General features: G+C 65.6%; 9 protein-coding genes. 4 read left to right on the plus strand and 5 right to left on the minus strand.

The features are described 5' to 3' along the window. Nucleotides 1-30: 30 nt before the first annotated feature. Both AWB79_RS02060 and AWB79_RS02065 read left to right on the plus strand, forming a co-directional pair. Nucleotides 31-252 carry a hypothetical protein gene (locus tag AWB79_RS02060; RefSeq protein ID WP_061165686.1) on the plus strand — a complete coding sequence of 74 codons (222 nt, stop codon included), beginning with the start codon at nucleotides 31-33 and terminating at the stop codon, nucleotides 250-252. 50 nt (nucleotides 253-302) lie between these two features. Next, a complete protein-coding gene (locus tag AWB79_RS02065) occupies nucleotides 303-548 on the plus strand; it encodes a hypothetical protein (RefSeq protein WP_061165687.1) in 246 nt (81 codons plus the stop codon). A gap of 7 nt (nucleotides 549-555) precedes the next feature. On the opposite strand, the gene AWB79_RS02070 is transcribed toward AWB79_RS02065, so the two are convergent. Then, a complete protein-coding gene (locus tag AWB79_RS02070) occupies nucleotides 556-1,209 on the minus strand; it encodes a glutathione S-transferase family protein (RefSeq protein ID WP_061165688.1) in 654 nt (217 codons plus the stop codon). Between the two features lie 233 nt (nucleotides 1,210-1,442). Between AWB79_RS02070 and AWB79_RS02075 the strand changes: the two genes are divergently transcribed. After that, the gene (locus AWB79_RS02075) at nucleotides 1,443-5,012 is read left to right on the plus strand and encodes an indolepyruvate ferredoxin oxidoreductase family protein (RefSeq protein ID WP_061165689.1); all 3,570 of its coding nucleotides are present in this window, start codon (nucleotides 1,443-1,445) and stop codon (nucleotides 5,010-5,012) included. Nucleotides 5,013-5,021: 9 nt separating this feature from the next. Here the strand turns inward: AWB79_RS02075 and AWB79_RS02080 are convergent, their stop codons facing one another. After that, the gene (locus AWB79_RS02080) at nucleotides 5,022-6,338 is read right to left on the minus strand and encodes an EAL domain-containing protein (protein WP_061165690.1); all 1,317 of its coding nucleotides are present in this window, start codon (nucleotides 6,336-6,338) and stop codon (nucleotides 5,022-5,024) included. Nucleotides 6,339-6,651: 313 nt separating this feature from the next. Here AWB79_RS02080 and AWB79_RS02085 point away from each other — a divergent pair, with 313 nt between their 5' ends. Continuing rightward, the gene (locus tag AWB79_RS02085; RefSeq protein ID WP_061165691.1) at nucleotides 6,652-8,319 is read left to right on the plus strand and encodes a Na+/H+ antiporter; all 1,668 of its coding nucleotides are present in this window, start codon (nucleotides 6,652-6,654) and stop codon (nucleotides 8,317-8,319) included. Between the two features lie 83 nt (nucleotides 8,320-8,402). Here the strand turns inward: AWB79_RS02085 and AWB79_RS02090 are convergent, their stop codons facing one another. The 3 genes from AWB79_RS02090 to AWB79_RS02100 form a co-directional block, all read right to left on the minus strand. Beyond that, nucleotides 8,403-9,704, minus strand: a complete 1,302-nt coding sequence (locus AWB79_RS02090) for a solute carrier family 23 protein (protein ID WP_061165692.1) — start codon at nucleotides 9,702-9,704, stop codon at nucleotides 8,403-8,405. A gap of 156 nt (nucleotides 9,705-9,860) precedes the next feature. Further along, entirely contained in the window at nucleotides 9,861-11,420 is a 1,560-nt protein-coding gene (locus AWB79_RS02095) for a methyl-accepting chemotaxis protein (protein WP_061165693.1), read from the minus strand. Nucleotides 11,421-11,935: 515 nt separating this feature from the next. Further along, nucleotides 11,936-12,478 carry a response regulator transcription factor gene (locus AWB79_RS02100; RefSeq protein ID WP_061165694.1) on the minus strand — a complete coding sequence of 181 codons (543 nt, stop codon included), beginning with the start codon at nucleotides 12,476-12,478 and terminating at the stop codon, nucleotides 11,936-11,938. Between the last annotated feature and the right edge of the window lie 20 nt (nucleotides 12,479-12,498).

Raw genomic sequence — 12,498 nt, forward strand, 5'->3', positions numbered from 1 at the left:
GATTCGTCCTTGCCCGGAGGCGAATCCATCATGGAAGACACCGTCTATACCAAAGGCATTTACACCGCGACGATCGGCGTCCGCGCCATCGACGACGGCCAGTTCCAGGGTCTCGTCTCGCTCGCGCGCGACGACGGCGAGGACCCCGACGCGACGCTCTACGAAGTCGAAGCCGCCTCGGGAAACGAGGAGGAAGCGCTCAATGAAGCGCGCGCGCTCGCGCACCGCATTCTCGGGGAAATCGAACTGTAGGCGGCCGGGCGCCGCTAGAGCGACGCTTCCCCGCTGCATCGGAGGACATCATGCCGGAGCAGATCTTCCTTTACGGCGTCTACGCGATCCACGTGCGACCCGTCGAACTTCAGGGCGCGCGCTGGGACGCGGAGTACGAGATCCGTCATCACGACAAGGCCGTGCAGCCGTGGACGACAGTCGGCGGCGACGACGGGCTCGCCGATCGCGCCGAGGCCGTCGAGCTTGCGCATCAGCGCGCGGTGTCGGATATCGAAGCCGGCGCGGGCATTCCGAAGCCGCGCGCGTTTCCCTGATCCGCTCTCACTGCGACTCTTCCGCGCCGTGCGCGATGCCCACGTGCCGCGCCAAGGCCAGCCGCTCGGCCTCGCGATTGTCGATGGCCGACGCGCGCTCGTGGCCTTCGCGCGCGAGCGACCGTTCGACGTAATCGAACAGCACGCCCTCCGGCGCGATCAGCTTCGCCTTGAACGCGATCTGCAGCGTGCTCGCCGCGAGAATGTCGGCGGCGGTGAACTGATCGCCCAGCAGCCACGGCCCTTCTTCGAGCGCGCTTTCGATCGCGTGCTCGACGCGCCCCAGATCGCCCCAGCCGAAGCTCACCGTGTTGCCCGGCGCGCCGATCATGCGTTCGGCCATCGCGGGTTCTAGACATGAGCCGGTGAAGAACATCCACTGCAAGAAGCGCCCGCGCGCCGGATCGTGCAGCGGCACGCCCAGCGCCGTTTCCGGATAACGATCCGCGAGATACAGCAGCACCGCGCCGGATTCGGCCACGCGCACGCTGCCGTCTTCGAGCGCGGGCAGCTTCGACATCGGATTGATGCGGCTGAAGTTCGGATCGTTCTGCGCGCCCGCGCGAATGTTCACGAACTCGAGCTGATACGGCACGCGCATTTCCTCGAGCATCCACAACGCGCGGAAGGCGCGGGTCTTCGGCCAGTAGAAGAGCTTCATGGCGTTTTTTCGTCGGCGTTCGAAGCGCTCAGGTTAGTCCCTTCGCAGGCCGATTCCCGATCCGGGTTAACGCTGACGCGCGCCGGAACGAGAAAATTTCTCTCGCGTATCTCGAAAAAGAAAGCGTTGTTTCTCGATGCGGGGCGAATCGCGGCGAGTGCGCAAAAACATTCCGCCTTTGTCGGCAAAGAATGTCGCATTGCCTCACATATATAAAAGAGACCGGAGATTCCATGAACGCTCGCGTCCCCGCCGATGCATTTCTTCCTCCTGCGCTGTCGGATTACCAGCTCAGCGACAACCTGAGCGCCACGAAAGGCCGAATCTTCCTGACCGGCACGCAGGCGCTCGTGCGCCTCGTGCTGATGCAGCGCGAACTGGATCGCGCCGCCGATCTGAACACCGCCGGTTTCATCAGCGGCTATCGCGGGTCGCCGCTCGGCATGGTCGATCAGCAACTGTGGAAAGCGAAAAAACTGCTCGCGTCGCACGATGTGCGCTTTTTGCCCGCGATCAACGAGGAACTCGGCGGCACCGCCGTGCTCGGCACGCAGCGCGTGGAATCGGACGCGGAACGCACCGTCGATGGCGTGTTCGCGATGTGGTACGGCAAGGGCCCGGGCGTCGACCGCGCAGGCGATGCGCTCAAGCACGGCAACGCCTACGGCTCGTCGCCGCACGGAGGCGTGCTGGTCGTCGCGGGCGATGACCACGGCTGCGTGTCGTCATCGATGCCGCATCAGAGCGATCAGACGATGATCTCGTGGCATATGCCGGTGGTGAATCCGTCGAACGTCGCGGACATGCTGGAGTTCGGCATCTACGGCTGGGCGCTGTCGCGTTTCTCGGGCGCGTGGGTCGGCTTCAAGGCGATTTCGGAGACGGTGGAATCCGGCTCGACTGTCGATCTCGATGCGATCCGCATGGACTGGAAGGCGCCCGAAGATTTCACGCCGCCGCAAGGCGGCTTGCACAACCGCTGGCCCGATCTGCCGAGCCTGACGATCGAAGCGCGCCTCGCCGCGAAGATCGACGCGGTGCGGCACTTCGCGAAGACGAACAGCATCGACAAGTGGATCGCGCCAAGCCCGCGCGCGAACGTCGGCATCGTGACCTGCGGCAAGGCGCATCTCGACCTGATGGAAGCGCTGCGCCGCCTCGAACTCACCGTCGACGATCTCGATGCCGCCGGCGTGCGCATCTACAAGGTCGGCCTGTCGTATCCGCTGGAAACGACGCGTCTGGAAAGCTTCGTCGAGGGCTTGAGCGAAGTGCTGGTGATCGAGGAGAAAGGCCCGGTCATCGAGCAGCAGATCAAGGATCACTTGTACAACCGCATGGATGGCGCGCGCCCGGTCGTGATCGGCAAGAACGCGCGCGATGGCGTCGCGCTGCTCAGCGCGCTCGGTGAATTGCGCCCGTCGCGCGTGCTGCCGGTTTTCGCGCAATGGCTCGCGCGCCACAAACCGGCGCTCGATCGACGCGACAAGGTGGTCGATCTGGTCGCGCCGCAAATCCTCTCGAACGTCGCCGACGCAGTGAAGCGCACGCCCTACTTCTGCTCGGGCTGCCCGCACAACACGTCGACGAAGGTGCCGGAAGGATCGGTCGCGCAGGCGGGCATCGGCTGTCACTTCATGGCTTCGTGGATGGAGCGCGACACGACCGGCCTGATCCAGATGGGCGGCGAAGGCGTCGACTGGGCCTCGCATTCCATGTTCACGAAAACGCCGCACGTGTTCCAGAACCTCGGCGACGGCACGTACTTCCATTCCGGCATTCTCGCGATTCGTCAGGCCGTGGCCGCAAAGGCGAACATCACGTACAAGATTCTCTACAACGACGCCGTCGCGATGACGGGCGGCCAGCCGGTCGATGGCAGCATTTCCGTGCCGCAGATCGCGCGCCAGGTGGAAGCCGAAGGCATCGCGCTGCTGGTCGTGGTCAGCGACGAGCCGGAGAAGTATCAGGGACACGAAGACCAGTTCCCGCGCGGCACGACGTTTCATCATCGCGGCGAGCTGGACAATGTGCAGCGCCGTCTGCGCGACACGCCGGGCGTGACCGTGCTGATCTACGACCAGACCTGCGCCGCCGAAAAGCGCCGCCGCCGCAAAAAGAACGAATTCCCGGACCCGGACAAGCGCCTGTTCATCAACGAGGCCGTCTGCGAAGGATGCGGCGATTGCGGCGTGCAGTCCAATTGCCTGTCCGTCGAGCCGATTGAAACGGAGCTGGGACGCAAGCGACGCATCGATCAGTCGTCGTGCAACAAGGACTACTCGTGCGTGAACGGCTTCTGCCCGAGCTTCGTCACGCTCGAAGGCGCGAAGCTGAAGAAAGCCGAAGGCCACGCGTTCGATCCCGCCGAACTCGCGCGTCGCGTCGATGCGCTGCCGCTGCCGCAAGGCCGGCTCGACAACGCGCCCTACGACATTCTCGTGACCGGAGTGGGCGGCACGGGCGTCGTGACGGTCGGCGCGCTCATCAGCATGGCGGCGCATCTGGAAGGCAAGAGCGCGTCGGTGCTCGATTTCATGGGCTTCGCGCAGAAAGGCGGCTCGGTGCTGTCGTTCGTGCGCTTCGCGGCGACGGACGCGCTGCTCAATCAGGTGCGAATCGACACGCAGCAGGCCGACCTGCTGCTCGCCTGCGACATGGTCGTCGGCGCGAGCCCGGAAGCGTTGCAGACGGTGCGGCACGATCGCACGAAGATCGTCGTGAACACGCACGCGATTCCGAACGCGAGCTTCGTGCAGAACCCCGAAGCGAATCTTCACGCCGACGCGCTCCTCGACAAGATGCGTCACGCCGCCGGTCCCGGCGCTCACGACGCGATGCGTTCCTGCGACGCCCAGGCGCTCGCGCAGCGTTTCCTCGGCGACACCATCGGCGCGAATATTCTGATGCTGGGTTTCGCGTGGCAGCTCGGTCTCGTGCCGCTGTCGCACGCGGCGCTGATGCGCGCGATCGAGCTGAACAACGTCGCGGTGGCGGCGAACAAGCTGGCGTTTTCCATCGGCCGGCTCGCGGCGTCGGACATGACCGCGCTGGAATCGCTGACGGCGCAAGTCGTGGCGAAGCACGTCGCGATGGATCAGATGAGCCTGCCCGAACTGATCCGCGATCGCGAGGAACGGCTGCTCGCTTACGGCGGAGCGAAGTACGTGACGCGTTATCGCAAGCTGATCTCGAAAGCGGCGGCCAATGAAGCCGTCGCGCGCGCCATCGCGATTTCGTTCTACAAGCTGCTCGCGGTGAAGGACGAATACGAAGTCGCGCGCCTGCACGCCGACCCGGCGTTTCGCGCCGCGCTCGCCGCGCAGTTCGAAGGCACGGCGGGCGATAGCTACACGGTGAAGTTCAATCTCGCGCCGCCTGTTCTGTCACACGGCGGCGTGCCGCAGAAGAAAACCTTCGGCCAGTGGATGTGGCCCGTGTTCGGCGCGCTCGCGAAGATGCGCGCGCTGCGCGGCACCGCGCTCGATGTCTTCGGCAGGACGCTCGAACGCCGCATGGAACGCCAGCTCGCCGACGACTTCGAAGTAACGATGACGCGCGCCCTCGCGAAGCTCGACGCCGCCAACGCGAAAGATATCGAAGCGCTCGCCGCGCTGTTCGAGAAGGTGCGCGGCTACGGGCACGTGAAGCTCGCCAGCGTCGCCACGGTCAAGCGCGGCGAACGCGGCATCGCGGCGCGCGTCGGCATCGAGGCGGCGACGGGCGACGCGGTGCGCGCCGCCATCGACACGATGAAGGGCGCGTCGTCGCTGAAGGGCATCCCCGTGGTGGTCGCCAAGTAAGCGAAGCGATCAGTCAATATCGTCCGCGAGCCAGTCGATGTCGCCGCACAGCACGCAGCGCTGGCCTCGCGAACGCGTCTCCACGGAAAGCGTCACGCAGGGCATCGCTTCGTTGATCGACAGATACGGCTTCGTCACGTGCACGCGCTCGGGGTCGCCGAGCGCCGCGCGGAAGTACGGGCGACGCAGCCAGTTGGCGCCCTGCGCGTCGATGAGCGGCAGAAAGCGCGCCTCGTGCGCGGCGCGGTCCGCGCGCAGCACGACGTTGCGGTCCGCCTGCCGGCCGTTCTGATCGAGCAGGAAGCAGCGGGCGGCGTTGTCGAGCGCAAGGAAATTCCAGCAGACTTCGTCGAGCGGTTCGCCCGCCGCGAGCCGTTCCGCGGCGCGCTCGAAGGCGCGGACATAGGGCTGAAGCCGCGTCGCCACGCGCCGCTCGCGCGCTTCCGTCTGCAGCCGATAACGCTCGGTCAGCTCGCCGATCACGTCGCGCGCATGCACGCTGTCGGCCAGCCCCGGATGCGGCCGCGCGAAGAAAAAGCCCTGCGCGAAGTCCGCGCCGCTCGCGAGCGCGAGCTGCGCCTCGTGCTCGGTCTCGACGCCTTCGATCAGCACCAGCTTGCCCGCCTCGTGCAGCAGCGAGACGATCCCGGAAAGCACCGCCTCCATGTTGCGCCGCTGCTTGAGCGTGCGCGCCGACTGCGGCGCGTGCACGTTGTGGCCGGCGTGCGAGAGCATCACGCGGTCGAGCTTGACGATATCCGGATCGAGCTGCCAGATCCGTTCGATGTTCGTATGCCCCGCGCCGAAATCGTCGAGCGCGATGAGAAAGCCCTGTTCGCGGAACTGCTGTACGGCGAGCGCGAGCCGTTCGATATCCTCCGCGCTCTGTTCCAGCACTTCCAGCACCACGCGACGCGGCTCGATATTCAGGCGCTTCAGATTCGCCAGCAACGACGCCGCGTGATACGGCTCGGTCAGCGCGCCCGGATGCACGTTCAGAAAGAGCCATTCGTCTTTCGCGCCGAGCATCTTGAAGTTTTCGAGATGCAGCGCCTGCGCGAGCCGGTCGATCTGCAGCGCCTCGCCGACGCGCGACGCCTGTCCGAACACGTCGAGCGGGGACACCGGGCGGTCGAGCGCATCGTGCGCGCGCAGCAGCCCTTCGTAGCCGACGGCGCGCATGTGCGACAGGCTGAACACCGGCTGAAAGACACTCGACAAGGTCCAGTCGCCATGCTCGACCGAATAGCGCTCGAGCCCGGACATCACGCCCAGCTCGAAGCTGCGCGCGTTGATGGTCGGCTTCTCGGGATTGGCGATCACCATGTCGATGCCCTCTCCTCAACGCTCTCTACTTTTTTCATTGAACAGCCCTCGATGATCTCGCCGGGAGTCTCGGTGTCCCGTGGCTTTCGATAAAGCAAGCTCCATGCGCGCGACGCCTCCCGATTCGTCGGCGTTTTACGCGTGCGATGCACCGCGAACAGGCCGACTGCCGTGCACGCGCACCGTCGCGGTGCACGTCGCTGGCAACGGCCGCTGACCACTTTGCGGGTAGGGGCTAAACTCTCGGCTCATCGAAACAATGCTAGACGTCGCGCGTGCCGGCCGCCCGCGCGGGTCGTGCTGTAACGCACACATGGAAATCGTATTTACCGTCCTCATTCTTCTGCTTGCCGTGGCGCTTTCGGGATTTGGCCTGAGCCTGCTTCCGATCAAGTTGCCACTGCCGCTGATCCAGATCGCCATCGGCGCATGTCTCGCCTGGCCGGGCTTCCGCCTGCACGTCACGTTCGACCCCGAGCTCTTCATGCTGCTGTTCATTCCGCCGCTGCTGTTCGCGGACGGCTGGCGCATTCCGAAACGCGAGCTCTACATGCAGAGCCGCGCGATCCTGATGCTCGCGCTCGGGCTCGTGTTCCTGACGGTCGGCGTGCTCGGCTACTTCCTGCACGCGATGATTCCGTCAATGCCGCTGCCCGTCGCGTTCGCGCTCGCCGCCGTGCTCTCCCCGACCGATGCGGTCGCGCTCACGGGCATCGCCGGGCGCAAGCGGATTCCGGCGAACCTGATGCATATCCTCGAAGGCGAGGCGCTGATGAACGACGCGTCGGGTCTGGTCGCGCTGAAGTTCGCGATCGCCGCTGCGCTCACGGGCGTGTTTTCCCTGCGCGACGCGACCATCAGCTTCTTCATCATCGCGGCGGGCGGGCTCGCGATCGGCGCGGCGATCAGCTGGGCGGTCACGGAGATTCCGGCGCGCCTGCTGAAATTCTCCGAGGACGACGACCCCGCGGCGGGCGTGATCCTGACCATCCTGATTCCGTTCGCGTCCTATGTCGTCGCGGAGCACACGGGCTGCTCGGGCATTCTCGCGGCGGTGTCGGCGGGCATGATGATGAACATCCAGAGCCTGCGCGCCAGCATTCCGAGCGCCGTGCGCGTACGCATGACGAGCACCTGGACGATGATCGAATTCGTCTTCAACGGCATGGTGTTCATCCTGCTCGGCCTGCAGTTTCCGCACATCCTCGGGCAGGCGGTGGTCGAGGCGCATCACGACGGTAACTTCCAGGTCGGCTTGCTGATCGGCTATGTGTTCGCGACGCTGGTCGCGCTCTACGCGCTGCGTTTCGTGTGGGTCTATTCGCTGCGCTGGGTGGCGGCGCGCAAGACAGCGAAGCAGGGACTGGAGAGCGCCGCGCCCGGCATGCGCACGCTCGCGTTGACGACCATCGCCGGCGTGCGCGGCGCGGTCACGCTCGCGGGCGTGCTGTCGCTGCCCGTCGCGCTCGACAACGGCGCGCCGCTCGCGGGCCGCGATCTGGCGATCTTCATCGCCTCGGCGGTGATTCTGGTGTCGCTGCTGATCGCGGTCGTCGGTTTGCCGCTGCTGCTGCGCGGCATCGAGCGCGAGCGCAATCCGCACGCGGCGGAAGAGCGCATGGCGCGGCTGCGCGCGGCGCAGGCGGCGATCCGCGCGATCGACGACACACACGACGAACTGATCGAGGACATGGACGAAGCCGCGTCCGCGCGCTGCGCCGACTCGACGGCGCGCGTCATGGGCATGTACCGGCGCCGGCTGGAATCGCTCGGCGACGATGAAGCGCCGCGCAAGGCGGCGAAGAAGAGCGAGATGGTGGAGACGCGGCTGAAGATGGCGGCGCTGCGGGCCGAACGCGCGGAATTGCTCAAGCTGCGCACGCTTCAGGATATCAACGACGAGACCTTGAACAAGCTGATGCGGGAGATCGATTTGTCGGAGACGGCGATCGTGAACCGGAAGCGGGGGACGGCGGCCTGAACGCGGACCGCGCGTGACAACAAAAAGCCCGATTGCACAAGGGCAATCGGGCTTCGCATGTCATCCGCCTGAAGCGCTTCGCGTCAGATCACGCCGGACTCGCGGCGCCGCAACAACGCATAGAAAATAATCGCGCCGAACGTAGCCGTGCCGATGCCGCCGAGCGCGAACCCGCCGAGCTTGAGCGTGAAATCGCCGGTGCCGAGCACGAGCGTCACCGCCGCCACGATCAGATTCCGGTTGTTCGAGAAATCGACCTTGTTGACGACCCAGATCCGCGCGCCGGTCACGGCGATCAACCCGAACACGACGATCGACACACCGCCCAGCACCGGTCCCGGAATGGTCTGAATGAGCGCGCCGAACTTCGGCGAAAAGCCGAGCACGATCGCGAACAGCGCCGCGATCACGAACACGAGCGTCGAATAGATCTTGGTGACGGCCATCACGCCGATATTCTCCGCATACGTCGTCACGCCCGTGCCGCCCGCGAAGCCGGAAACGACCGTCGCGATGCCATCGCCGATGAACGCCCGGCCGATGTACTTATCGAGGCTCTTGCCCGTCATCGCGCCGACAGCCTTGATGTGACCGAGATTCTCCGCCACCAGAATGATCGCGACGGGCGCGATCAGCGTCATCGCGGGCGCTTCGAACACGGGCGCGGTGAAGTGCGGCATGCCGAACCAGGCTGCGTTCGCGACGATCGCGAAATCGATCGGCTTGCCCATGCCCATGCCGTTCGTCAGCACCGCATAAATGAGGTATGCGATCGCGAGGCCGATCAGGATCAGGAGGCGCTGCGCCATGCCGCGCGCGAACACCGCCACCGCGCCCACGCACAGCACGGTGACGAGCGCCATCCACGATTCGAAGCTGCTGCCCATCACGCCCTTCACGGCGATCGGCGCGAGATTCAGCCCGATCACGCAGACGATCGCGCCCGTCACGACCGGAGGCATCAGCGTTTCGATCCACTTCGTGCCGACCGCCGCCACGATCAGCCCGATGATCGCGTAAGCCACGCCGCACGCGATGATCCCGCCCAGCGCCACCCCGATGTTCAGGTTCGGGCCGTGTCCGCCGTACCCCGTCACCGCGATCACCAGACCGATGAACGCGAAGCTCGAACCGAGATAGCTCGGCACGCGCCCGCCCACCAGCACGAAGAACAGCAGTGTGCCGATGCCCGACATGAAGATGCACAGATTGGGATCGAAGCCCATCAGGAGCGGCGCGAGCACGGTCGAGCCGAACATCGCGACGACGTGCTGCACGCCCATCGCGATCATCTGCGGCCAGGCGAGGCGCTCGTCGGGGGCGACGACGCGCCCCTCCTGGGCGTCCGGCTGAACGGGCCAGCGCGGGAAATAGGAATCGGACATCGGCGGGGCTCCTTCGCGGTTGGCGCCGTCCGTGCGGCGCGCTGGATGTAAAAAACAGGCGCGAGTGTACGGAGCAGGCTCTCGGGTGGCAAGCGAGCCGATATTACGACCGTTTGGCCGTCGTGCGCCCGCTACGCGTCGCGTCGTGGCGCCCAATCACCCGCCGCGCGCCAGTTCGAACACCGCCACCGCGCTTTTCAGATGCTCGGCCTGATCGGCCATCGCGCCCGCAGCGGCGGCGGCCTGCTCCACCAGCGCCGCGTTCTGCTGCGTGACCTGATCCATCTGCGCGACCGCGCGGTTCACCTGTTCGATGCCCGCGCTCTGCTCGTGCGACGCCGACGAAATCTGCGCCATGATGTCGGTGACCCGCTGCACGGCCTGCGTCACTTCGGCCATCGTCGCGCCCGCACGCTCGGCCAGCGCCGCGCCGCTGTCCACGCGCGCCGTCGACGCCTCGATCAGTTCCTTGATCTCCTTCGCCGACATCGCGCTGCGTTGCGCGAGCGAGCGCACTTCGCCTGCGACCACCGCGAAGCCGCGCCCTTCCTCACCCGCGCGCGCGGCTTCCACGGCCGCGTTCAGCGCGAGGATATTGGTCTGGAACGCGATGCCCTCGATCACGGCGATGATGTCCGTCATGCGCTTGGAGCCGGACGCCAGCTCGCGCATGTTGTCCACCACCTCGCCGACCAGCTCGCTGCCGCGCGCCGATACATCCGACGCGCCGCGCGCCAGGCCGCTCGCCTCGTCCGCATTGGTCGCGTTCTGGCGCACGGTCTGGGTGAGCTGCTCCATGCTCGACGCGGTTTCCTCCAGCGACGCCGCCTGCTCCTCCGTGCGCTGCGAAAGGTCCGTATTGCCTTGCGCGATTTCCCGCGACGCGAACAGGATCGAATCGCTCGAATGACGGATGCCGCCGACGATATCCGCGAGCTTCGCGCTCATGTTGCCGAGGCTCGCGAGCATGCTGCTGTCGTCGCCGGGACGGGTGGCGATGCGCGCCGTCAGGTCGCCGCGCGCGATGCGATCGGCGATATCGGCCGCGTAAGCCGGCTCGCCGCCGAGCTGCGTCGAAAGACGCCGTCCGATCAGCACCGCGAGCAGCGCGCCCGCGACGATCGCGCCGAACACGAAAGCGATCATCACGCTGCGCATCATTGCGTATTCCGACGCCGCGTCGTTGCGCGCCTCGGTCGCGCGCTTGCGCTTGAAGTCGGCGAGACGCTCGAGCGCCTCGCGGGCCTGCTCGCTCGCGGCGATCGCGCGCGCGACGAGCCCCATTTGATCGACGTCGATCGGCATCGCTTTCTTGCCCATCTGCATCAGCACGATGTCCTCCCACGCCGCAACGGACTTGTTCGCCGCGTCGTAGAGCGCGATGCCCTCGGCGGAGCGGATCGTCGGGCGCATGCGCTCGAACGCGCGGTGCATGCTGTCGAGCGAGCCCGCCATGCCTTCCTTGAGCTTTGTCTTGCCCGCGTCATCCGCGAAAGTCAGGTTGGCCGCGGCCAGATCGGTGTTGAGCTTGTGCTTGTTGACTTCCTCGACCCAGTACAGACCGTCCATGTGACGGTCGCCGATTTCCTCGATCAGCCCGTTCATCTTCGCCAGCGAAATCACGCCGGTGGCGCCCACGCCCGCGGTGAACAGGATCACCACCGCAAAAGACAGCAACAGCTTGTTGAGCACGGACAGGCGGTCAAACCATTTCATCGATGTCTCCTCTCGTCGGCCGGGCGCGGTAATTCATCGCCGCGCCCGGTCGCACGCAAAAGCCGGCGCCCCGCAGACGACGCCCGCGGACAGCGCGATGCGAACCTTGGTTCGCGCACAGAGTGGCTTTACGGCGCTCGATTCGACTTTCTTGAGCGCGTATGAGGGAGATAACGTCGTGCGGATGAGCGTTGAAATATCCGCGTAAGAAGTCCGAAAGAGCGGACGAAAGAAAGCTGCCAAAAAGCAGACAAAGTAAGGAGATTCTTAATTGGGAGTTTTCTTATATGGCCGATCCGCCCTGCAACGTATTCTGTTCATGTGCGTGTTCCATGTAGTAGCACATGTAGTCGTTGCAACTCTCCGATTTCCGCCCTTGGCACCCGGCTTGGGCGGTTCTTTTTTTGGGGCTTCGGTTTTCGCGCTCCAGCGCGCCGGCAAGCCTGCCGGTCACTGCTCAAATCCCATCTTCGAACATCGCGCGCAGCCGCGAACGCCCCGCGCGCGAATCCGCGTCACTGTCGAACCGGCTTCTTCGCCAGCTTGCGTTGCAGCGTGCGCCGATGCATGTTGAGCGCGCGCGCCGTCGCCGAAATATTGCCGTTGTTCTCGGCGAGCGCTCGCTGAATGTGCTCCCATTCGAGCCGCGCGACGGACAGCAAAGTCGGGTTCTCGATCGCCTCCTCGGCTGTCTGCTCGCTCGCCTGCTCGTGAAGCGCGGCGAGAATCGTCTCGACGTTGGCCGGCTTCGCGAGGTAATTGTCCGCGCCGTCTTTCACCGCCTGCACCGCCGTCGCGATGCTCGCGTAGCCGGTCAGCACGAGAATGCGCGCGTCGGGCTGCAGATCGCGCAGCGGCGCGACGAGCCGCAGGCCGGAATCGTTGCCCAGATGCAGGTCGACCGTGATCTGGCCGAACTTCTGCTGGTTGGCGAGCTTCAGCGCTTCGTCGGCGTCGTGCGCCTGGAGCGGCGTGTAGCCGCGCCGCGTGAGGCCCCGGGCGAGAATGCCGGAAAAGACTTCATCGTCGTCGATGATCAGAAAGTTCATATCGCTCATGTTTTTTTCTCCGTAGTACC

The sequence above is a fragment of the Caballeronia hypogeia genome (assembly GCF_001544875.2).
Classification (GTDB): Bacteria; Pseudomonadota; Gammaproteobacteria; order Burkholderiales; family Burkholderiaceae; genus Caballeronia; species Caballeronia hypogeia.